The organism is Streptomyces ovatisporus, from assembly GCF_042653885.1.
Classification (GTDB): Bacteria; Actinomycetota; Actinomycetes; order Streptomycetales; family Streptomycetaceae; genus Streptomyces; species Streptomyces ovatisporus.
This window is the reverse complement of record NZ_JBHSFH010000007.1, coordinates 466,702-488,874: the sequence shown is the minus strand read 5'-3', so window position 1 is coordinate 488,874 and position 22,173 is coordinate 466,702. Positions and strand designations below refer to the sequence as shown.

The window sequence follows — 22,173 nt, the reverse complement described above, 5'->3', positions numbered from 1 at the left end:
CGGCGCTCGCGGCTCGGTGCACGCCCTGCGTCAGCAGAACGAGCTCGTGATCCGGCCTGTCCTCACCGACCACGCTCGGAGAACCTGCGGGCCACACCAACGACCGTGAAGTTCGCCGGTCCCCTGCAGGCCGAGGCCGCCTACCGCCTCACGCTGGACGGCCGGCCCCTGAAAGACGGCACCCCCGGAGACGCTGAACCTGGTCTCGGCGACCTCGCACATACACAGGGGTCGCTGTTCCATACCGCCGGCCGGGACGAACTCTTCCTCACCGGCGCTGCTTTGGTGCCGTGGCGCGGCGCCTGCTCCACGCAAGTCGCGTAGCCGTTGCAGCCCTCGGCGCTGCTGCGGCCAGCACTTCGGTATCTGCCTCTCACTGGAGGCGTCTTGCCTCGACCCGGGACAGCCGCTTTGTCCGCCGGGGAGGGGCGAGGGGTCCATGGCAACCCGCAACCCCCTCGCCGAAGCCATCGAGGCGTCCGGCAACCGCAGGATCCGCGGCCTCGCCGCCCGGACCATCCTGCTGGTCTTCCAACTCACCCATGCCAACCGCAGAAAGATCAAGAACTGGGTGGACACTTTGACTCTCGCCGATCAAGACCCACGCAGGCGCACGCACCACCGGCGCCGCACCAAGCCTCTGGGCCGCTGGACTCCTACCGGCTATCGAGCCCCCACTCCCGCTTGATCAACTCCGGTCACCACAACTGAAGATCATCAAGCAGGGCCCGTGCTGGGGTCTTTGTCCCAGTACGATCCCTTATGCGTATAAACAGCGCTTCCGATCCGGATCAGGCGCCCCAACAGGACGCCTGAAGCGTCCCGGCAACGAGAAACGGGCCCCCACCGCGACTTTCGTCACTGGTGGAGACCCGTTCCGTCGGTGTCTCACTGTGCGCGAGGGGGGAGTTGAACCCCCACGTCCTTTCGGACACTGGAACCTGAATCCAGCGCGTCTGCCTATTCCGCCACCCGCGCATCGGGCTCCCCGCCTTGAGCGAGGAAGACGATCGCCGGGCTCCTTGCTGGCGCCCGCCGACGTCCAAAAGATTAGCACGCTGGCCGCGGTGGCTTCACATCCGTATCCACCCGCTCAAGGCCCGTCGCTTCAGTGCACTGGCTGAGGGACACTTGCCGCGGGGACCCTACGATCCATGCGAGGGTGTGACGGCGGCTGCAGGGGTGTGTGAGAGGTGACACTCCTGCGCCGGGGCCGATCGGGGAACCACCCGATTTCCTCACGCGTGGATACGATCAGTAAGCAGTACCGGGAACCACCGGAACACAGCACGCGCAAGCCCGGGGACACTGGGAGGCGCACTAGAGCCGAGGGCATCTGGGAAGGAGGTGCGACGTGGGAGTTCTGAAGCGCTTCGAGCAGCGACTCGAGGGTCTCGTCAACGGCACCTTCGCGAAGGTGTTCAAGTCCGAGGTGCAGCCTGTGGAGATCGCGGGCGCCCTCCAGCGTGAATGCGACAACAACGCGACCATCTGGAACCGCGAGCGGACTGTCGTGCCGAACGACTTCATCGTCGAGCTCAGCGCACCCGACTACGAGCGCCTCAGCCCGTACTCGGGACAGCTCGGTGACGAACTCGCCGGAATGGTGCGCGAGTACGCGAAACAGCAGCGCTACACCTTCATGGGGTCGGTCAAGGTCCACCTGGAGAAGGCGGACGAACTCGACACCGGGCTGTACCGCGTACGGAGCCGCACTCTCGCCTCCAGCTCCTCGCAGCCGCAGCGCAGCTCCGGCGCCCCCAACAACGCCTATGGCGGGCAAGGCGGTTACCCGCCGGGCCCCGGGCCCGCGGGCGCGCCCCCGATGCCGCCGGGACCGCCCCCGGGGTACGCCCCCGGCGCGGGCGGCGCGGGCGGCGGCCCGATGCCGCGCACCGAGACGAGGCGCTGGATCGAGATCAACGGCAACCGTCACCAGATCTCCCGCCCGACGCTCGTTCTGGGCCGCAGCACCGAGGCCGACGTGCGCGTCGACGATCCGGGAGTCTCGCGCAGGCACTGCGAGATCCGCGCGGGAGAGCCGTCCTCGATCCAGGATCTCGGGTCGACGAACGGCATCGTGGTAGACGGACAGCACACCACGCGCGCTACGCTCCGCGACGGCTCACGCATCGTCGTGGGCAGCACCACGATCATTTACCGGCAAGCCGAAGGGTGAAGCGGGGGCAATGTCAGAGCTGACCCTGACGGTCATGCGGTTGGGATTTCTCGCCGTACTGTGGCTGTTCGTCATCGTGGCCGTGCAGGTCATCCGGAGCGACCTTTTCGGCACCCGCGTGACTCAGCGCGCAGCACGCCGTGCCGAGAGCCAGCGTCCGCAGCAGCGCCAGCAGCCGTCCCGGCAGCAGGGCGGCCGGCGCGGATCGGGCGGCGGGCGTGGGCGCAACGTCCCGAGCAAGCTGGTCGTCACCGAAGGGTCGCTGACGGGTACGACCGTCGCCCTGCAGGGTCAGACCATCACTCTCGGGCGCGCGCACGACTCCACGATCGTGCTGGATGACGACTACGCGTCGAGCAGGCATGCCAGGATCTACCCGGACCGTGACGGCCAGTGGATCGTCGAGGATCTCGGGTCCACCAACGGCACGTATCTCGAGCGGAACCGGCTCACCACTCCGACGCCGATCCAGCCCGGGGCGCCGATTCGCATCGGCAAGACGGTCATCGAGCTGCGGAAGTAGTACAGATCATGACGACCGGAGGGTGGGCACCGTGCGGATGTACCCGGAGCCGACGGGCGAGGTGCGCATGAGTCTGTCGCTGCGCTTCGCCGCCGGATCTCACGACGGCATGATCCGAGAGCACAACGAGGACTCCGGCTATGCCGGTCCGCGGCTGCTCGCCGTGGCCGACGGCATGGGCGGGCAGGCGGCCGGCGAGGTCGCCAGCTCCGAGGTGATCTCCACCATCGTCCAGCTCGACGAGGACATCCCCGGTTCCGACATCCTCACCTCCCTCGGCGTCGCCGTGCAGCGCGCCAACGACCAGCTGCGCGTCATGGTCGAGGAGGACCCGCAGCTGGAAGGCATGGGCACCACGCTCACGGCCCTGCTGTGGACCGGGCAGCGGCTCGGCCTCGTACACGTCGGCGACTCCCGTGCGTATCTGCTCCGTGACGGCCAGCTCACGCAGATCACCCAGGACCACACCTGGGTGCAGAAGCTGGTCGACGAGGGGCGGATCACCGAGGAGGAGGCCACGACCCACCCCCAGCGCTCGCTGCTGATGCGCGCGCTGGGCAGCGGGGACCACGTCGAACCCGACCTGTCCATCAGGGAGGTACGGGCCGGGGACCGCTACCTCATCTGCTCCGACGGGCTGCCCACCGTCGTCAGCCCGCAGACGATCGAAGAGGCCCTCGCCAGCTACCAGGGCCCGCAGGAGACGGTGCAGGAGCTGATCCAGCTCGCGCTGCGCGGCGGCGGCCCGGACAACATCACCTGCATCGTCGCGGACGTCGTCGACGTCGACGAGAACGACGCCCTGGGCAGGCAGCTCAACGACACCCCGGTCGTCGTGGGCGCCGTCGCCGAGTCGCAGACTCCGCTGGGCGGCGACATGGGCGCCATGCGGACACCCGCGGCGCGCGCCGCCGAACTCGGCCGCGGTACGGCCCAGTCCGTGCCTCAGCAGGGAGCCCCCGGCGAGGGATTCGGGCCTCCCGGCAGTGGCGGCACGGTCGCCGGGCCGCCGCACGGCAGCTTCGGCGCGTACACCGAGGAAGACTTCATCAAGCAGAGCGGCCGCGGCAGGTGGCTGAAGCGGTCCATGTGGATCGCGCTGATCCTCATCATCGTCGGCGGCGGGCTCTACGGCGGCTACCGCTGGACCCAGACCCAGTACTACGTGGGCGCCAACGACGACCACATCGCCCTCTACCGCGGCATCAGCCAGGAACTCGCGGGCATCAGCCTCAACGAGGTCTACCAGGACCGCCCCGGAGTCGAACTCAAGTACCTCCCGGGCTACCAGCGCAACCAGGTGCGCGAGACGATCGCCGCCAGCAGCGCCGGTGAAGCCCGTGACAAGGCAGACGAGTTGGAGGAGCAGGCGAAGGTCTGCCGCATCGTCGCCGAGCAGCGCGTCGAGCCCCCGAAGGACGAGGGCGGCAAGAAGGACGAGCAGAAGCCGGGCGACGGCGGCAAGACCGGAGAGGCCGCCGGCGCGAACGCCGACACCTCCGAGGCGGCCGCGCAGCAGGCCGGTCGGAGCGCCGACCACGACAACACGCACAGCAGCGACGATGCTCCGTCACCGAGCCCGAAGCTCACCGAGAAGCAGCAGCAGCTCGCCAAGCAGTGCACCGCGCCGTAGGGGGGCTCCGGCACCAATGAGCAGCAACATCATGACCAACACCGGCAGCAACACGACTGTCTCCCCCGGGGGCCTGCCCAGCCGCCGTAACACCGAGCTCGCAATGCTGGTGTTCGCGGTGCTCATCCCCGTCTTCGCCTACGCCAACGTCGGTCTGGCGAAGGACGGTTCGCTCCCCGCGGGCATGATCGGGTACGGACTGGGGCTGGGCCTGCTCGCCGGTGTCGCGCACATCGTCGTACGCCGCTGGACGCCGTACGCCGACCCGCTGATGCTGCCGATCGCGACCTTGCTCAACGGCATGGGCCTCGTGCTCATCTACCGGCTCGACCTCGAACCGCTGCCCGGCGGCGCCGCCGCACCCACGCAGCTGATGTGGTCCACGCTCGGTGTCGGGCTCTTCGTCGGTGTGCTGGTCTTCCTCAAGGACCACCGCGTGCTGCAGCGCTACACCTACATCTCCATGGTGACGGCGCTGATCCTGCTGATCCTTCCGGTCTTCTTCCCGGCCCGCTTCGGCGCCCGCATCTGGATCACGATTCCCGGCGTCGGCTCGCTTCAGCCCGGCGAGTTCGCGAAGATCATCATCGCGGTCTTCTTCGCCGGCTACCTCATGGTCAAGCGGGACGCCCTCGCGCTGGCCAGCCGCCGCTTCATGGGCCTGTACCTGCCGCGCGGCCGTGACCTGGGTCCCATCCTCGTCATCTGGAGCCTCTCGGTCCTCATCCTGGTCTTCGAGACCGACCTGGGTACGTCGCTGCTCTTCTTCGGCCTCTTCGTGGTGATGCTCTACGTCGCCACGGAACGTACGAGCTGGATCGTCTTCGGCCTGGGACTGACCATCGTCGGCGCCGTCGCCGTGGCGAGCTTCGAACCCCACGTGCAGAGCCGCGTCGACGACTGGCTCGACCCCATGAAGGCGTTCGAGAACGGCTCGGAGCAGCCGGCGCAGGCCCTGTGGGCCTTCGGCTCCGGAGGCACCCTCGGGTCGGGACTCGGCCAGGGCTTCTCCCGGCTGATCGGCTTCGCCGCCAAGAGCGACTACATCTTCGCGACCGTCGGTGAAGAGCTCGGCCTGGCCGGTGTGATGGCGTTCCTGCTGCTGTACGGGCTCCTCGTGGAGCGCGGCATCCGCACCTCCCTTGCGGCCCGCGACCCCTTCGGCAAGCTGCTGGCCGTCGGCCTCTCCGCGGCCTTCGGCATCCAGGTCTTCGTCGTCGCCGGCGGCGTCATGGGCCTCATCCCGCTGACGGGTATGACGATGCCGTTCCTGGCACAGGGCGGCTCGTCCGTCATCGCCAACTGGGCGCTCGTGGCCATCCTCCTCAAGATCAGCGACACGGCCCGGCGTCCCGCCCCGGCACCAGCGCCCTCGCCCGACGCCGAGATGACCCAGGTGGTCCGGACATGACCGTTCCCGCGTACGGAACGTGGAGCGTCCCCGGCGACGCGGCCGGGAACGCGACGGCCGCCGCGAACGTCAACGCAGAAGCGGGCGAAGGCAGTTCCTGCTCCGCCGCCCTCGCTTGCGCACCCTCCCAGCGACCCGCAAGAGGTGAAGCACCGTGAACAAGCCACTGCGCAGGATCGCGATCTTCTGTGGCCTGCTCGTGCTGGCCCTGCTGGTCCGCGACAACTGGATCCAGCTCGTCCAGGCGGACGAGCTCAAGACCGACCCGAAGAACCGCCGCGTCGCCATCGCCCGTTACGCGCAGCCGCGCGGCAACATCATCGTCGACGGCAAGTCGATCAGCGGGTCCGTCGACACCAAGAGCGGCGACTTCCGCTACAAGCGCACGTACAGGAACGGCCCGATGTGGGCGCCGGTGACCGGCTACGCGTCCCAGGCCTTCGGCGCGACGCAGCTGGAGGCGCTCAACGACGGCATACTCACCGGCGACGACGACCGGCTGTTCTTCAACCGCACCATCGACATGCTCACCGGCAAGCAGCAGAAGGGCGGCAACGTCGTCACGACGCTGAACGCCAAGGCGCAGAAGGCCGCGTACGACGGGCTCGGGGACAGCAAGGGCGCCGTGGCGGCCATCAACCCCAAGACGGGTGCCATCCTCGCCCTGGCGAGCAAGCCGTCCTACGACCCGTCCAGCTTCGCCGGCAACGGCGACAAGGACACGGACGCCTGGTCGAAGCTCCAGAAGCAGAAGAACGAAGACGAGCCGATGCTCAACAGGGCCTTGCGGCAGACCTATCCGCCCGGCTCCACCTTCAAGGTCGTCACGGCCGCGGCAGGTCTGGAGAGCGGCAAGTACGACCTGGACGGCAAGACCGACACCCCGGACCCGTACCGGCTGCCCGACTCGAGCACCGACCTCGGCAACGACGGCAACATCCCCTGCGAGGACGCCTCCGTGCGCGACGCGCTGCGCTACTCGTGCAACACCGTCTTCGCGAAGATGAGCAACACCCTCGGCAACGAGAAGATGATCGAGATGGCGGACAAGTTCGGCTTCAACAACAAGGAGCTGGACACGCCTGTACGCGCGGCCGAGAGCGTCTACCCCGAGGACAACAAGCCGCAGAACGCCATGGCCGGCATCGGTCAGGCGAGCAACAGGGCCACGCCGCTGCAGATGGCGATGGTGGCGTCGGCGGTCGCCAACAACGGTTCGCTCATGAAGCCGTACATGGTCGACCAGCTCCGCGCTCCGAACCTCAACGTCGTCCAGCAGCAGAAGCCCGACGAGTTGAGCCGGCCGGTCTCCTCCGAGACGGCGCAGAAGCTGCAGCAGGGCATGGAGACCGTGGTGGAGAAGGGCACGGGTCAGACCGCGCAGATCCCGGGCGTGACCGTCGGAGGCAAGACGGGCACCGCCCAGCACGGCGAGAACAACAGCAAGAACCCTTACGCGTGGTTCATCTCCTACGCCAAGGACAAGGACGGCTCCGCACCTGTCGCGGTCGCCGTCGTCATCGAGAGTTCCGACACACTCCGCGACGACATCGCGGGCAGCAAGCTCGCCGCCCCGGTCGCGAAGAGCGTGATGAACGCCGTACTCGAAGGCAAGTGATGACGCACACAGTGCCCGCACGAAACCCGCTCCCACTGGCCGTGCCAGGGGAGGCGCCACCCGGGGCACCGCACGGGGTGACGCCCGTCACTCCGCTCTGGACCGACTCGCCCGACCGGGCGGGTACCGTGTCCCGAGCAGCACACCGCCGTGCCGTACACCAGATACGGGCCGGACGAACGGAGAGGGCTGGAGACTATGGAAGAGCCGCGTCGCCTCGGCGGCCGGTACGAGCTGGGCTCGGTGCTCGGCCGCGGAGGCATGGCCGAGGTCTACCTCGCCCATGACACGCGGCTGGGCCGGACTGTCGCGGTCAAGACGCTCCGCGTCGACCTCGCTCGTGACCCGTCGTTCCAGGCCCGGTTCCGCCGCGAGGCCCAGTCGGCCGCATCGCTCAACCACCCGGCGATCGTCGCCGTGTACGACACGGGCGAGGACTACGTCGACGGGGTCTCCATCCCGTACATCGTGATGGAGTACGTGGACGGGTCCACTCTTCGCGAACTGTTGCACTCCGGACGCAAACTGCTGCCGGAGCGCGCCATGGAGATGTGCATCGGCATCCTCCAGGCGCTGGAGTACTCCCACCGCAGCGGCATCGTCCACCGCGACATCAAGCCCGCCAACGTCATGCTGACCCGCAACGGCCAGGTCAAGGTCATGGACTTCGGCATCGCGCGGGCGATGGGCGATTCGGGCATGACGATGACGCAGACAGCCGCCGTCATCGGCACCGCCCAGTACCTCTCCCCGGAGCAGGCCAAGGGCGAACAGGTCGACTCCCGCTCCGACCTGTACTCCACAGGCTGTCTGATCTACGAACTCCTCACGAACCGCCCGCCGTTCGTGGGCGACTCCCCCGTCGCGGTCGCTTATCAGCACGTACGGGAGGACCCGCAGCCCACCACCGTCTTCGACCCCGAGATCTCGCCCGACATGGACGCGATCGTCATGAAGGCGCTGGTCAAGGACCCCGATTACCGGTACCAGAGCGCCGACGAGATGCGCGCGGACATCGAGGCGTGCCTCGACGGGCAGCCCGTCGCCGCGACCGCCGCCATGGGCGCGGTCGGGTACGGCGGCTACCCGGACGACCAGCCGACGACGGCACTGCGCGCGCAGGACGCCCGCACCTCGATGATGGCGCCCGTCGGCGACGACAACGACGGCTACTACGACGACGGACGGGGGCGGCGCCGTCAGCAGAAGAGCCCGGTCTCGACGATCCTTCTCGTGCTCGCGGCCGTCTTCATCCTCGTCGGAGCGATCTTCGTCGGGAAGACCCTCTTCGGGGGCCCCTCCGACAGGGTCGAAGTGCCTCAACTCGCGGGCCAGACCTTCGCCCAGGCGAAGGATTCCGGCAGCAACGGCGGCTTCAAGGTCACGAAGGGCGAGTCCAAGTACTGCGACAAGCAGAAGAAGAACACCGTCTGCGACAGCGACCCCGGCAAGGGCCAGAAGATCGACCGCGGTGACACCGTCACAGTGCACATGTCGAAGGGCCCGTCGCCGGTCGCCGTTCCGGACGTCGAGGGCACCTCGTTCGACGAGGCCAAGCAGAAACTGGAGGGCGCCGGGTTCAAGGTCGACCGGAAGAACCAGGAGTCCGACCAGACCCCGGGCACAGTCCTGACGCAGGACCCCAACGGCGGTGGCAAGGCCCCGAAGAACTCGACGGTCACCCTGACCGTCGCGCAGGAGCAGACGACCACCGTGCCGCCCGTCGTGGGCAAGAGCTTCGACGAGGCGAAGGCACAGCTGGAGCAGCTCGGCTTCACCGTGGCCAAGACGGAGGTGGACGACGAGTCCAAGCCCGCCGACACGGTCCTGAAGCAGAAGCCGGGGGCCAACAGCGAACTCGCCGAGGGCGAGCAGGTCACTCTCACCGTCGCCAAGGCACCCGACGACGAGCCTGCCACGGTTCCGGACGTCACCGGCCAGCTGGTCAAGGACGCCCGCAAGGCGCTCGAGGACGCCGGCTTCAACGTCCAGGTCCGCGGCGCCCCGGACGAGAACAACGCCACCGTGGTGACCACCAACCCGCCGGCCAACACCCAGGGCAAGAAGGGGGACACCGTCGTCATCTTCGCCCAGCCGGGAGCCCCGGACGACGGTGGCGACGGAGGGTTCTTCGGCGGCCCCGGCGGCTGAGGACCCGCGGTCCCCACCGGCCTGAGGCCAGGCCCTGCCCGGTCTCACCTCCGGTCTCGTCTGCCCGCTGCTTCTCCGGCTCACAGCCGGCGGGAGCGGCGGGCAGTTCCGTTTCCGGGGCGGCGCGTCCGGACGGGGCGGCGCGTCCGGACGGCACCGGGCGCCCGCCGGAGGCCGGGCGGCCTGCCGGAGGGCGACGCGCGCAGCGGGCATGCGCCCGGCGCGCGAACGTAACGCCGTACGCCGTCGCCGGGGAACTAGCGCAGTTCCTTCGGCGGGGTCCGCTCCGCGTCGACGTCCTCCGTGCGCTCCAACTCGCCCCACACCACGTAGCGGTAGGTCGAGGTGAACACGGGGGTGCACGTCGTCAGCGTGATGTAGCGGCCCTCTTCCTTCTTGCCCGATCCCTTCGGGACCGGGTTCAGGACGTCGACGTTGTACTTCGAGGTGCGCGGCAGGATCGAGAAGACCTTGTAGACGAACCAGGTGTTCTTCGTCTCGAAGACGACGGCGTCGCCCTTCTCTATCTTGTCGATCTTGTGGAACTTCGCGCCGTGACCGTCCCGGTGGGCGGCAAGCGAGAAGTTCCCCGACTGGTCCTGAGGCATCGCCGACTTGACGGGCTTCGTGTAGTAACCCGCGGCGCCCTTGTTCAGCTCCTTGGCGTTCGTGCCCTTCATCACCAGCACGTCGCTCCCCGACATCGCCGGCACGTGCAGGAAGCCGATGCCGTCCTTCGTGTCGAGACTGCCGGGGCTGCGGTCCTTCAGCCAGCTCTGCCGCACCTTGTCGCCCGCGCGCCTGGAGTCCCGCTCGGCCAGTATGTTCGTCCACCACAGCGAGTACGCGACGAACAGGGCGAGCACGACGCCCGCGGTGATGAGGAGTTCGCCGAACAGGCCGACGACCGCGGAGATCCGCCTGCGCCTCACACGCGCTCTGCTACGGACCGGGGGTTGTGGATCCGGTGGCGACTCCGTAGCCGACGCCCCCCGCTGCCCGGCCTCGCCGTGGTCCGTCTCTGACACCCGTACCGCCCGTTTCCGCTGTTCCCCTACCCGACAAGAGCGTCCGGCTTCCCCTTGCTCCTGGGACGCTCCTCGACCATTTTGCCCCATACGATCAGGCGGTACTTCGAGGTGAATTCAGGGGTGCAGGTGGTCAGTGTGATGTAGCGCCCCCGCTTGGTGAATCCCGACTGTTTGGGGATCGGTTCGATCACTCCTGTGTTGGAAGGCGACGTGGACGGGAGCCGGTTGGCCAACTGGTACGTGTAGAACTTCGTCCCCGTCTCCACGACCATCTTGTCGCCCGCGACCAGGCGGTTGATGTAACGGAACGGCTCACCATGGGTGTTGCGGTGCCCCGCCAGCGCGAAGTTGCCCGTCTTGTCCCACGGCATCCCCGACTTGACCGGCTCCTTGTCGTAATGACCGACCAGCCCCTTGTCGAGGACCGCCGGTTTGGAGACGCCCTGCGCGATGGGGACCCGCACATCCAGCTTCGGGATGTAGAGAATCGCGAAACCCTCACCGGGCGCGAAGTCGTCGGCCCTGCGCTCCGGGTCGAGCGAGTCCTTGCCTCCTCCGCCGCCGCCGTCCCATTGCGCCGCCAAGTCCTCTGCGGCGCCGCCTGCTTCCTGGCCGGCGAGCACGTTCGTCCACCAGAGCTGGTAGGCGACGAAGAGCAGCATCAGCACACCCGCGGATATGAAGACCTCACCGAGGAAACGGCTGGCGATGATCGCCGGCCCCTCCCGGCGGGCACGGGCGGCACGCCTCGCCTCCAGCCTGGTTCCGGCGAGGGGACGGACCTCGGGCTCCCGCGGAACGCTTCCCCTGCCGCCGCGGCGCTGAGCGGCACGACGGCGTGCGGCGCGGCCCAGGGCCTCCGCGTCGGGCCTGCGCAGCCCGACGGTATGAGTCTGCTCCGCGTCGCTTTCCCTGGCGCGCGCAGGAGTTGAAGGTGCGGGTGCGGCGGGACCGGCTTCGCCGACGACGGGGAGAGCCGCCGTCTCGGAGAGTCCCGGACGCCGCCCGGGGCCCGCTCCCTGGCCCGGCCGGGGGGCGGACGGGGTCCGGGCGCCGGGACCGGGCGCGGGCCCGCGCCCCGCGGGCGGAGCAGGGGCGGGCGTCTGCGCGGTCGGCGCTCCGTGGCGGCCCGCCCGGCGGGGGACGGGCGGCGCGGTGTCGTGGCCCGGACCGGCCGTCGGCTCGGTGCGGGGCCCCCGCCACTGCTGCCGGCCGGACGCGGCGCCGTCCTCGTACAGGGCGCTCCGGTACGGCACTTGACCACCCTGCCCCGGAGCGGGGCCCTGGCCGGTACGAACCCCACCGCCCCGGCCCCCTGCCGCTTCTCCCGGCTCGCGGTGCGGCCGGAACCACGGGGAGACGTCCTTCTGCGGCGGCGGCTGCTGCGGCTGCTGCCCGTACGGCTGGTCCTGCCCGTACCCGGGCGACTGGCCCTGGCCGGGAAGGCCCTGCCCGGAGCCCGGCGGCCGGTATCCCTGCGTCTGGTGGCCCTGCGTCTGGTGGCCCTGCGTCTGGTAGCCCCGGGCCGGGCGGCCGGGCCCCGGAGGTCCCTGCCCCTGCGACTGACGGCCGGGCGCGGAGTACCCCTCGCCACCGTGCCCGCCGGAGGTGGCCCCGGTGCCCTGCCCGGGAAGCGGGTCGCTCAGCGGGTCCGAGAGCGCGTCGACTGCGGCCTGGAACGTCTCGGGTTGCGCGTAAGGGTCGTCCTCGGCACCGCCGGTACGCCTGTACGGGGACCGGCTGTACGGGTACCCCTCGCCGTGCCCTTCGCCGTACGGCTGTCCGTACGGACTCTCACGATCCGGGGGCACTCCCGTCACCTGCCCCCCGCGCCCGGGCCCGCGGAAGCGGCGAGCCTCACCCCGGCCAGCCCCCCGGAGCGCTCCACTGCCTCCGTGTCGCCGCACTCGGCGAGCCAGTTCGCGAGCATGCGGTGGCCCCACTCCGTCAGCACGGACTCGGGGTGGAACTGAACGCCCTCCACGGGCAGTTCGCGGTGGCGCAGGCCCATCACGAGACCTTTCGCGGTACGGGCGGTCACCCGCAACTCATCGGGTACGGCGGCCCGTTCGACGCCCAGCGAGTGGTAGCGCGTGGCGGTGAACGGCGAGGGGAGCCCGGCGAAGACCCCTTCGCCCTCGTGTTCCACCTGCGAGGTCTTTCCGTGCAGCAGCTCGGGCGCCCGTCCGACGACCCCGCCGTAGGCGACGGCCATGGACTGCATCCCCAGACAGACGCCGAAGACCGGTACCCCGCTGTCCGCGCAGTGACGCACCATCTCCACGCAGACGCCCGCCTGTTCGGGCGTACCCGGCCCGGGCGAGAGCAGCACGCCGTCGAAACCCTCGTCGGCGTGGCGGAGTTCGGTCTCGTCGTTGCGCACGACTTCGCACTCGGCGCCCAGCTGGTACAGGTACTGCACGAGGTTGAACACGAAGCTGTCGTAGTTGTCGACGACGAGGATGCGGGCGCCCATCAGCTCCCACCGCCGTCCACGGTCACGTCGTTGAAGGGCAGTAGCGGCTCCGCCCAGGGGAAGACGTACTGGAAGAGCAGAAAAACGACCGCGAGCACGAGCACGAGCGAGCAGAACGCCCGCACCCATGTGTTGCCTGGCAGGTGCCGCCAGATCCAGCCGTACATCCCTGCGTGCCGTCCTTTCTTCCCTGCCTCGCTGTGCGGGGGCCGTGCCGTCCTCACCGTCCGGGCGCGCCCACCAGAGTACGGGGCCGGGGCATGGCGCCGTGCCTCAGTCGGGGAAGTACCACCCGGCTCGCGCCGGTGTCACCCGGTGGGCTTCGCGTAGCGCAGGTCGACGGTTCCGGAGTAGCCGGGCAGGCTCACGGACTTGCGCTCGTCGACCTTCCAGCCGAGATCGTAGGCGTCGACGTACTGGAGGTAGTTCTGGATCGCCGGGGAGTCCTCCAGTGCCTTGTTCAGCTTCTCCTGGTCGCCGACGGCGGTCACCTTGTACGGCGGTGAGTAGACGCGGCCCTGCAGGATCAGCGTGTTGCCCACGCAGCGTACGGCGCTCGTCGAGATGAGCCGCTGATCCATGATCTTGATGCCTTCCGCGCCGCCCTTCCACAGCGCGTTGACCACGGCCTGCAGGTCCTGCTGGTGGATGACGAGGTCGTTGGGCTGCGGCTCGGGAACGCCGGGGATCTGGGCGGTGGCGTTGGGCGGTGCGTCGTCGAGGGTGACGGTCAGGCCGCTTCCCGCGACCTTCCGGGTGCCGGCGTCCTTCTCCAGGCCCGTCAGCTTCCGGGTCTCGGTGCTGTCCGGGCTGTCGCGCCGGGCGAGGCGGTCGACCTGGCTGCGCACCGCGGCGGCCGAGGAGTCGAGTTCGGCGTTCTTGCGGCTGCGCTCCTGGATCAGGTCGGAGAGCCGCAGCATCGAGGAGTCCGTGCGCAGATCGGTACCATGTGCGGTGTTGAAACTGATCCAGAAAATGAGACCGGCGAGGGCGAAGACCCCGAGCGTGGCCAGCCGTGCCGGGCGGATGCGCAATCTGGTCACCGTACCCTCGTCTCCCTCCACCGCGGGGAAGCACTACGCTAACGGACCACCACAGCGTCACACCCCCTCGGGCCCATGACGAGGGGCCCCTCAACCGCGGTCACGAAGCGCGTCGACAGGAGAGACTCTCGTGCCGAAGTCACGGATCCGCAAAAAGGAAGACTTCACTCCGCCCCCGGAGAAGAAGGCGACCGAGATCAACCTCGGTGCCACAGGCGGGCGATGGGTTGCGCCGCTGATGCTGGCGCTGTTCCTCATCGGCCTCGCCTGGATCGTGCTGTTCTACGTGACCGAGAGCAAGTTGCCGGTCGAGTCGCTCGGAAGCTGGAACATCGTCGTCGGCTTCGGCTTCATCGCCGGGGGCTTCGTCGTCTCCACGCAGTGGAAGTAGAGCGCGCACGCCGCTGCCCGCGCACTTCCGCGCAGGTCGCGCATGCTCCGCGCCGAGTTATCCACAGACTGATCCACAGGGCTGGAAAACTTCACAAGATCTGTGGATAACTCTGCGGGGGTTGACGCCCGTCATCCCGGTGCCTCACGGGAAGACGGCGCGTTCACCCCTTCTGGGCAGCGAAAACGTACCCGTGCGCGACTCTGGACAGCCGTTCCCCGCGCCATGCACAAGATCGCGGGCACGCTGTGGACAACAGTGCGGAAACCGCCGGTCAGAGCGGGGAGGTACGCGGTGCCGGCGTCCGCTTCGGACGCCCCGCGCAGCCCCGCCCCGGCGTAGCCTGCCCGGCCGGTGCGGTCCTTCCGTGCGTTCGTGCGTTCGTGCGTTCGTTCAGGATGTGAGCTGCAGCGTACGTACGACACACGCCGCGATGATCAGCAGCAGCATTCCCGCGCACGCGCCGTACTGCACGAGGGCCCGCCTCTTGCGGGGCGCGTGCACCATCGCGTAGGCGATCAGCGCTCCCACGGCCAGGCCTCCTATGTGCGCCTGCCAGGAGATCCCTTCCCAGGTGAAGGTGAAGACCAGGTTGATCGCCAGCAGGATGAGGATCGGCCGCATGTCGTAGTTCATGCGGCGCATCAGGACCGCCGTCGCCCCGAAGAGGCCGAAGATCGCACCCGACGCGCCGAGCGATGCCTGTCCGGGCGAGGAGACGAAGAAGGTCAGGGCGCTGCCGCCCAGTCCCGAGAGCAGATAGAGCGACGTGTAGCGCAGCCGTCCGAGGGCGGCCTCGAGCGGCGGGCCCAGGAACCACAGGCCCAGCATGTTCATCGCGATGTGCCAGATCTCCTGGTGCAGGAAGACCGAGCTCAGCAGGCGGTACCACTGCCCCTGCGCGACGCCCTCCACGGGACCGTACGGCTCCGCGACGGCCTGCCCGAACAGTACGAGATCGTTGATCAGCCGTTCCCCGGAGATCAGGACCCCGATGAAGACGGCCGCGTTGATGCCCAGGAGGATCTTGGTGACGAGGCGCCGGTCGCCGGCGACGACTCCGCCGGCGATCGTGCGCGGACGGTTCGCCGACGGCGGATGTCCGGTGCCCGACCCGCCTTTGACGCAGTCGGGGCACTGGAATCCGACGGACGCCGGAATCATGCAATCAGGGCATATCGGGCGCTCACAACGGACACAGCTGATGCCGGTCTCCCTGTCCGGGTGCCGATAGCAGTGCGTCACCCGCGGTTCCGACTGGCGCTGGCCCTCCATGAGCTCATCCCTCCGCCTCGCGGCACGTGCGGAAGCGTTCCGCCCCGTCCTCTCCTACGGTCGGACGGGGCGGAACAGTTCCCGGCACGCTCCCGTCACCTGCGTCAGCGACGCTCGATCACGACGGACTCCAGGACGACGTCCTGGACGGGCCGGTCGGTGCGGGGGTTGGTCTGGATGCCCGCGATGGCGTCCACGACCTTCTGGCTCGCCGGCTCGGTCACCTCGCCGAAAATGGTGTGCTTGCCGGTCAGCCAGGCGGTGGCGCCGACCGTGATGAAGAACTGCGAACCGTTGGTGCCCGGCCCGGCGTTCGCCATGGCCAGCAGGTACGGCTTGGTGAAGGCGAGGTCTGGGTGGATCTCGTCCCCGAACTCGTACCCGGGGCCGCCGGTGCCGTTGCCCAGCGGGTCACCGCCCTGGATCATGAAGCCGCTGATGACCCGGTGGAAGACCGTACCGTCGTAGAGCTTCTCGGTCGTCTTGCTGCCGGTCTCCGGGTGGGTCCATTCACGCGAGCCCTCTGCGAGCTCGACGAAGTTCTTGACCGTCTTCGGCGCGTGGTTCGGGAAGAGCTGTACCTCGATGTCGCCGTGATTGGTCTTCAGGGTGGCGTAGAGCTGCTCGGCCACGATCTACCTTCCATCTGTCCGTACTGACCCGTCCGATCCTCCCACGGACGGGGTCCGCACGGAGTACGCACCGATGACCCGGATGCTGCCTGCAACGGGTTTGAGTCGGCCCAGCCAGGCATGATCTTCGAAACGGGTGGAAAACGACACTGTGTCTATGGGAGGAACCCACGAGCCCGTGACACGCCACCGAGGAGGAGGAACCCGTGACCCGCATCGACAGCGTGCGCGCCGCGACCGGGAACACCAAGGAAAGCGTGCGGCACGCAGCGGAGGTCGTGGCACCCTACGCAGGGACCGCCAAGGACGCCGCCGTGCACTATGCGCACGAGGCGGGCGCGCGGCTGGGGCCGAAGGTCTCGCACGCCGCGCGGCAGGCCCGTACCTCGGCGCGCGACGGGTACGACCAGCACGTCGTGCCACGTATCGCCCAGGCTCGCAAGAGCCTGCCGCCCGAATTCGACAAGGCCGCCACCAAGGCCGCCAAGCGCACGCGTAAGGCAGCCCGCAAGGCGACGGACTACGCCGCGCCGCGCATCGAGAGTGCCGTCGCGGAGGCCCGTACCGCGTCGGGGCCGGTGCGGGAGGAGGCCGCTTCGCGCAGCGCCGCAGCCGTCGCGGCCCTGCGCGGGCAGGTGAGCGCCAAGGAGATCGAGAAGCTGGTGCGCCGCCGCGACCGCCGCGCCCGCAGAGGACGGCTCGCCAAGCGGCTCGGACTGCTCGGCCTGCTGGCCGGCGGTGCCTACGCCGCCTGGCGCTGGTGGGACAAGCAGGCCAACCCCGACTGGCTGGTCGAGCCGCCGGAGGCCACCGAGGTCGGCGACCGCGCGCCGCTGTCGTCGGTCGACGGCGACGGTTCCAGCCGTCGGTCCGGTGACGGGCGGAAGCCCAAGTCCGAAGCCGAGGCCAAGGCGGAGGAGGCCAAGGAGGCCGAAGCGAAGGCGAAGGCCAAACGGCGCAGCAGTTAGGAACACGTCGCGAGCGGACGCCGAGCGCGTACGCGAACGGCATGCGTGTGGGTCGGCAGACACAGGTCTGCCGACCCACACGCGTCGGGGCCCCGCAGGGGCACTCGTACGCCCGGGCGGTCTGCGGCCCGGGTCACTGCGGGGGCGGCCGGCGGCCGTCCTCACGACTCGGAAGGCAGGTGAACGGCGGGTGCGAACCGGGCTGTTGCGGATGATCGGTGCCGTCACGGCGCTCTACGGGCTTGCGGTGACGGCCCGTCCCGAACTGCTGGCCGTCCCGTCGGGACTCGTGGACGACGCGGGCCTCACTACCGGGCACGCGCGGATCTCCCTGCGTCCGCTCGCCTGGCGGGACCTGGCCTCGGGAGTCGCCATGGCGACGGCTCCCGCGGGCGCCGCGCTGACGACGGCGACGCTGGTGCGGATCTCGGCGGACTTCGGCGACGCGCTGCTCCTCGGCGCGACCCTGCCCGGGAGGTCGAGGAAGTACGGCGCGGTGGCCGTCTCGCTGGGCTGGGGCGCGCTGTCCGTGGCCGGGCTGCTCGGGGGCGACCGGGGGCGTACGTGCCGGGCGGGCGGCGGCTGAGATGCACCCGGACGGCGGCGGCTACGGCGCACGACGCAGGACGTACGACGCGACGTGCCCGAACGGGCCGCCTCCGCCCTCCGCTTGAAGTGCTCGGGCACGGACACGGCGGCCCCGGGCGTACCGGCGGTAGCCCCCGTGCAGGCGCTGGCTAGGCTCGTCCACGACATCTGAAGAACCCGACGCTCCGTCACCATGCGGATCGACAACCGCCTTCGGCCGGCCGGGCCACCCGTCCGACGTGCCAGAGCGACATCCCGAACGCAGAACCGCAGCGTGCCGCCCGACAAGGAAGATCCCATGCCCTCCGCACAGCGCACCGCCCGGTGGATCACCCCGGTCGTCCTGGTCGTCGTCTGGCTGCTGCTCGGCGGCCTGCTCGGTCCGTACGCGGGGAAGCTCGGCGACGTCGCCACGAACGACCAGGCCGCATTCCTGCCGCAGAGCGCCGAGTCGACCAGGGTCACCGACCTTCAGAAGGGCTTCGCCCAGGAGCAGACGCTTCCGGCGATCGTCGTGTGGACCGCGGACGGCGACGGGAAGATCACCCCGCAGCAGCGCACAGCCGCGACCCGGGCCCTCGCCTCGCTCGCCGGCGACGAAGGCGTGACCGGCAAGGTCTCACCGGCCGTGCCCAGCAAGGACGGTCAGGCGCTCCAGGGTGTCGTGCAGGTGCGCTCGGGACTCGGCGACGAACTGCCGGACGTCATCGGCCACATCAGCAGCGCGACCGACCGCGTCGAAGGAACACGGGCGGAGCTGGGCGGCCCCGCCGCGAGCCAGGCCGACCTCTCGGAGGCCTTCTCCGGGATCGACAGTCTCCTGCTCGTCGTGGCCCTCGTCGTCGTACTGCTGATCCTGCTGCTCGTCTACAGAAGTCTCCTGCTGCCGATCGTCATCATCCTCGGCGCAGTCTTCGCGCTGTCCCTGGCGTGTGCCGTGGTGTACGTGCTGGCGGAGGACGACATCGTCCGGGTCGACGGCCAGGTGCAGGGCATTCTGTCGATCCTGGTCATCGGCGCGGCGACCGACTACGCCCTCCTGCTCTCCTCCCGGTTCCGGGAGGAACTCGCCCTCCGGGGCGAGAAGTTCCCCGCCATCCGGTCGGCCGTGCGCGGTTCCTTCGGCGCGATCACGGCCAGTGCCGCCACGGTTGCGCTGGGGCTGCTCGCGCTGCTGCTGAGCGATCTGACGAACAACCGCGCGCTCGGACCGGTCGGCGCCATCGGAATCGTCTGCTCCGTCATCACCACCTTCACGTTCCTGCCGGCAGTGCTGGTGCTCGTGGGCCGCGCAGCGTTCTGGCCCGCCAAGCCCAGGGCCACGGCCGACCCGGGCGACGGCACCGGGGAACCGGCGGAGGCGCCGCAGTCCGCGGGGGGCGGCGGGACGGAGGCCGCATCCGGCACGGGCAGGGCACCTGACAAGGAAAGTGCACCCGGCTCGGACGCCGCGTCCGCGACCGGACTGTGGGGCCGCGTCGCCTCCCGCGTGGACCGTACGCCCCGCCGCATCTGGACGGGGACCCTGCTGGCGCTGCTGGTCTTCGCCGCGATCTCCCCGCAGCTGAAGTCCGACGGCGTCCCGCTCAGCGAGATCTTCGTCAAGGACGTGCCCTCCGTCACCGCACAGCGCACCATCAGCGAGCACTTCCCCGGCGGCTCCGGAAACCCCGCCGTGATCATCGCCGACGCCGGCAAGGCGCGCGAGGTCACCAGCGCAGCGGACCGTACGGAAGGCGTCGTCACAGCGGCACCGGTGACGGAGTCGGGGCGTCCCGGGCAGGGCGAACCGCTCGTGGTGGACGGACGCGTACGCATCGATGCGACTCTCGCGGGAAGCGCAGACAGCGACGACGCCAAGCAGACAGTGGAACGGCTGCGTTCCGCAGTCCACGACGTGCCGCAGGCAGACGCACTGGTCGGCGGCTACACCGCCCAGCAGTACGACATCCAGACGACTGCCGAGCACGACCGGTCCCTCATCGTCCCCGTGGTGCTCTTGATCATCCTGGTGATCCTCGCGGCGCTGCTGCGGGCCCTGGTGATCCCGGTGCTGCTCGTCGCCACCGTCGCGCTCAACTTCCTTGCCACCCTGGGCGTCGCCACGCTGGTCTTCGACAACCTCCTCGGCTTCGAGGGCACCGACGCGTCGGTGCCGCTGTACGGATTCGTCTTCCTGGTGGCCCTCGGCGTGGACTACAACATCTTCCTGCTCACGCGCGTACGCGAGGAGGCCCTGCGGCACGGCACCCGCGTCGGCATCCGCAGAGGACTGACCGCCACCGGCGGAGTGATCACTTCCGCCGGGGTGGTGCTGGCGGCCACCTTCGCCGCGCTCGTCGTCATCCCGCTGGCCTTCCTGGTCCAGATCGCCTTCATCGTCGCCTTCGGCGTGCTGATGGACACGCTGGTGGTCCGCTCGCTGCTGGTGCCGGCGCTGGCCCGCGACATCGGTCCCGCCATCTGGTGGCCGGGGGCGTTGCGCCGCCGATGACACGCGGCTGCGTGGTGGGGTACTCGCGGAGACCGCCGGAGAGGACCCCGCGATGACCACAGCCACCGCTTCCGTCGCCCTGTTCACCGCCGACCTGCGGCTGCACGACAATCCTGTGCTGCGCGCGGCGCTCGATTCGGCAGACGAAGTGGTGCCGCTCTTCGTACTGGACACCGGTGTGCAGTCGGCGGGTTACGACGTGCCCAACCGCCGCGCCTTCCTCGCGGACTGCCTGAGCGACCTGGACGCCGGCCTGCGCGAAAGAGGCGGGCGGCTGATCGTCCGCAGAGGGGACGTGGCCGGCGAGGTGTGCGCCGTGGCGTCGGAGTGCGGAGCGCAGCAGGTGCACCTGGCGGGCGACGTCAGCGGCTACGCGCAGCGCCGGGAGGAGCGGCTGCGGCGTGCCCTGGCCGCGGACGGACGGCGGCTGTGCGTGCACGACGCGGTCGTCACCGCACTGCCGCCCGGCGCGGTGACCCCGTCCGGGCGCGACCACTTCGCGGTGTTCACCCCGTACTTCCGGCGCTGGACGGGCGCGGGTCTGCGCGGGGTGCTCCACGCGCCCCGGACCGTGCGGGTCCCCGAGGGGCTCGCCTCGCTGCCCGTGCCCGCCCGGACGGAGGTCTCCGGAGTCTCACCGGCCGTGGCCGCGGGCGGGGAGAGCGAGGGCCGGGCACGGTTCGACGCCTGGCGCGCGGGGCCGATGAAGACATACGCGGACCAGCACGACGACCTCGCCGCGGACACGACGTCCCGGCTCTCGCCCCATCTGCACTTCGGCACGCTCTCGGCCGTCGAACTCGTCCACAAGGCCCGCCGGACCGGCGGGGACGGCGCCGACGCCTTCGTACGTCAACTGGCCTGGCGGGACTTCCACCACCAGGTGCTCGCAGCCCGGCCACGGGCCGCCCACGAGGACTACCGGCCCCGCGGCGACCGGTGGCGCCACGACGAGGACGAGATCGCCGCATGGCAGCAGGGCCGCACCGGCTACCCGCTCGTCGACGCCGCGATGCGGCAGCTGCTCCACGAGGGCTGGATGCACAACAGGGGACGTCTGCTCACGGCGAGCTTCCTCACCAAGACGCTGTACGTGGACTGGCGCGTCGGCGCCCGCCACTTCCTCGACCTGCTCGTCGACGGCGACGTCGCCAACAACCAGCTCAACTGGCAGTGGGTGGCGGGCACCGGGAACGACACCCGTCCCAACCGGGTGCTGAACCCCCTCACGCAGGCCCGGCGTTTCGACCCCGACGGCACGTACGTACGCCGCTGGCTGCCTGAACTCGCCGACGTGCCGGGGGCGTCGGTGCACCAGCCGTGGAAGCTGCCCGACCGGGAACGGGCACGTCTCGACTACCCGCAGCCGCTGGTCGGCCTGTCGGCCGGGGCCGACCGCTTCCTGCGGGCACGCGGACTCGAGGGACGTTCCGACGCACGGGCGGACTGATCCCGGTGCCGTTCCGCTTCGCTCCGGGTGAGGAAAGTTCGCGCTGGTGAAGTGGGGTGCGAAGCCCCTTCAGAGTGTGCCGTTCCGGCTCCGCGCGCGACGGGGCGCACGCGCTGCCACGGGTGGGGCGGCCCTGCTCTCGACGACCCGGCTCGTACAGCCCCGGCCAACGGCCCCGGGGAGGACCGGCGATGGGCCGGGCCGCACGGCGGAGCGGCGCTCCGCCGCCGCTCGCCGCGGGGCCTACGCCGCCGGCCGGCCGGGCCCCTGAGCGTCCAACCGCCTGCCACGGCCGTCCGTTGGGGGAGGC

Annotated in this window: 20 protein-coding genes and 1 tRNA gene; 13 read left to right on the top strand and 8 right to left on the bottom strand. The window is 69.9% G+C overall.

Going from position 1 to position 22,173, the window contains the following annotated elements:
• The first annotated feature begins 105 nt into the window (after positions 1-105).
• Together ACFPA8_RS15965 and ACFPA8_RS15960 are read left to right on the top strand one after the other, a co-directional pair.
• On the top strand, positions 106-324 hold the full coding sequence (locus tag ACFPA8_RS15965; RefSeq protein ID WP_386448732.1) for a hypothetical protein: 219 nt from the start codon (positions 106-108) through the stop codon (positions 322-324).
• Positions 325-439: 115 nt separating this feature from the next.
• Positions 440-688 carry a hypothetical protein gene (locus tag ACFPA8_RS15960; RefSeq protein ID WP_386448729.1) on the top strand — a complete coding sequence of 83 codons (249 nt, stop codon included), beginning with the start codon at positions 440-442 and terminating at the stop codon, positions 686-688.
• Between the two features lie 206 nt (positions 689-894).
• On the opposite strand, the gene ACFPA8_RS15955 is transcribed toward ACFPA8_RS15960, so the two are convergent.
• A tRNA-Leu gene (locus ACFPA8_RS15955) sits at positions 895-978 on the bottom strand.
• Positions 979-1,354: 376 nt separating this feature from the next.
• On the opposite strand from ACFPA8_RS15955, the gene ACFPA8_RS15950 reads away from it, so the two are divergent.
• From ACFPA8_RS15950 to pknB, 6 genes are all read left to right on the top strand, one after another.
• Entirely contained in the window at positions 1,355-2,179 is an 825-nt protein-coding gene (locus ACFPA8_RS15950) for an FhaA domain-containing protein (protein WP_386448726.1), read from the top strand.
• Positions 2,180-2,189: 10 nt separating this feature from the next.
• Complete coding sequence (locus ACFPA8_RS15945) at positions 2,190-2,702, top strand: FHA domain-containing protein FhaB/FipA (RefSeq protein WP_386448723.1); 513 nt, start codon at positions 2,190-2,192, stop codon at positions 2,700-2,702.
• A 37-nt stretch (positions 2,703-2,739) separates the two neighbouring features.
• Positions 2,740-4,335: a Stp1/IreP family PP2C-type Ser/Thr phosphatase gene (locus ACFPA8_RS15940; protein WP_386449477.1), complete on the top strand. Its 1,596-nt coding sequence runs from the start codon at positions 2,740-2,742 to the stop codon at positions 4,333-4,335.
• Between the two features lie 16 nt (positions 4,336-4,351).
• Positions 4,352-5,746 (top strand): FtsW/RodA/SpoVE family cell cycle protein, encoded by a 1,395-nt coding sequence (locus ACFPA8_RS15935; RefSeq protein WP_386448720.1) that lies wholly within the window; start codon positions 4,352-4,354, stop codon positions 5,744-5,746.
• A gap of 154 nt (positions 5,747-5,900) precedes the next feature.
• Entirely contained in the window at positions 5,901-7,364 is a 1,464-nt protein-coding gene (locus ACFPA8_RS15930; RefSeq protein WP_386448717.1) for a peptidoglycan D,D-transpeptidase FtsI family protein, read from the top strand.
• Between the two features lie 198 nt (positions 7,365-7,562).
• The gene (gene pknB, locus ACFPA8_RS15925) at positions 7,563-9,515 is read left to right on the top strand and encodes a Stk1 family PASTA domain-containing Ser/Thr kinase (RefSeq protein ID WP_386448714.1); all 1,953 of its coding nucleotides are present in this window, start codon (positions 7,563-7,565) and stop codon (positions 9,513-9,515) included.
• A 257-nt stretch (positions 9,516-9,772) separates the two neighbouring features.
• Here pknB and ACFPA8_RS15920 read toward each other — a convergent pair whose 3' ends face one another.
• The 5 genes from ACFPA8_RS15920 to ACFPA8_RS15900 all read right to left on the bottom strand — a co-directional run bounded on the left by ACFPA8_RS15920 (position 9,773) and on the right by ACFPA8_RS15900 (position 14,086).
• A complete protein-coding gene (locus ACFPA8_RS15920) occupies positions 9,773-10,447 on the bottom strand; it encodes a class E sortase (protein ID WP_386448711.1) in 675 nt (224 codons plus the stop codon).
• Between the two features lie 122 nt (positions 10,448-10,569).
• Positions 10,570-12,357, bottom strand: a complete 1,788-nt coding sequence (locus ACFPA8_RS15915) for a class E sortase (protein WP_386448708.1) — start codon at positions 12,355-12,357, stop codon at positions 10,570-10,572.
• Between the two features lie 5 nt (positions 12,358-12,362).
• A complete protein-coding gene (locus tag ACFPA8_RS15910) occupies positions 12,363-13,022 on the bottom strand; it encodes an aminodeoxychorismate/anthranilate synthase component II (protein ID WP_386448705.1) in 660 nt (219 codons plus the stop codon).
• A complete protein-coding gene (locus ACFPA8_RS15905; protein ID WP_386448702.1) occupies positions 13,022-13,189 on the bottom strand; it encodes a hypothetical protein in 168 nt (55 codons plus the stop codon). Before ACFPA8_RS15905 ends, ACFPA8_RS15910 begins: the two co-directional genes overlap by 1 nt.
• 141 nt (positions 13,190-13,330) lie before the next feature.
• Positions 13,331-14,086 carry a DUF881 domain-containing protein gene (locus ACFPA8_RS15900; protein ID WP_386448699.1) on the bottom strand — a complete coding sequence of 252 codons (756 nt, stop codon included), beginning with the start codon at positions 14,084-14,086 and terminating at the stop codon, positions 13,331-13,333.
• Between the two features lie 109 nt (positions 14,087-14,195).
• Here ACFPA8_RS15900 and crgA point away from each other — a divergent pair, with 109 nt between their 5' ends.
• Positions 14,196-14,456 carry a cell division protein CrgA gene (gene crgA / locus ACFPA8_RS15895; protein WP_045863668.1) on the top strand — a complete coding sequence of 87 codons (261 nt, stop codon included), beginning with the start codon at positions 14,196-14,198 and terminating at the stop codon, positions 14,454-14,456.
• Positions 14,457-14,849: 393 nt separating this feature from the next.
• Here crgA and ACFPA8_RS15890 read toward each other — a convergent pair whose 3' ends face one another.
• Together ACFPA8_RS15890 and ACFPA8_RS15885 are read right to left on the bottom strand one after the other, a co-directional pair.
• A complete protein-coding gene (locus ACFPA8_RS15890) occupies positions 14,850-15,731 on the bottom strand; it encodes a rhomboid family intramembrane serine protease (protein ID WP_386448696.1) in 882 nt (293 codons plus the stop codon).
• A 104-nt stretch (positions 15,732-15,835) separates the two neighbouring features.
• On the bottom strand, positions 15,836-16,363 hold the full coding sequence (locus tag ACFPA8_RS15885) for a peptidylprolyl isomerase (protein WP_386448693.1): 528 nt from the start codon (positions 16,361-16,363) through the stop codon (positions 15,836-15,838).
• A 206-nt stretch (positions 16,364-16,569) separates the two neighbouring features.
• Here ACFPA8_RS15885 and ACFPA8_RS15880 point away from each other — a divergent pair, with 206 nt between their 5' ends.
• From ACFPA8_RS15880 to ACFPA8_RS15865, 4 genes are all read left to right on the top strand, one after another.
• Positions 16,570-17,331: a DUF5324 family protein gene (locus ACFPA8_RS15880; protein WP_386448690.1), complete on the top strand. Its 762-nt coding sequence runs from the start codon at positions 16,570-16,572 to the stop codon at positions 17,329-17,331.
• A gap of 190 nt (positions 17,332-17,521) precedes the next feature.
• Positions 17,522-17,917: a hypothetical protein gene (locus tag ACFPA8_RS15875; protein WP_386448687.1), complete on the top strand. Its 396-nt coding sequence runs from the start codon at positions 17,522-17,524 to the stop codon at positions 17,915-17,917.
• A 300-nt stretch (positions 17,918-18,217) separates the two neighbouring features.
• Positions 18,218-20,413, top strand: coding sequence for an MMPL family transporter (locus tag ACFPA8_RS15870; RefSeq protein WP_386448684.1), 2,196 nt, complete (start codon positions 18,218-18,220; stop codon positions 20,411-20,413).
• Positions 20,414-20,465: 52 nt separating this feature from the next.
• Positions 20,466-21,863: a cryptochrome/photolyase family protein gene (locus ACFPA8_RS15865; RefSeq protein WP_386448681.1), complete on the top strand. Its 1,398-nt coding sequence runs from the start codon at positions 20,466-20,468 to the stop codon at positions 21,861-21,863.
• Positions 21,864-22,173: the final 310 nt, after the last annotated feature.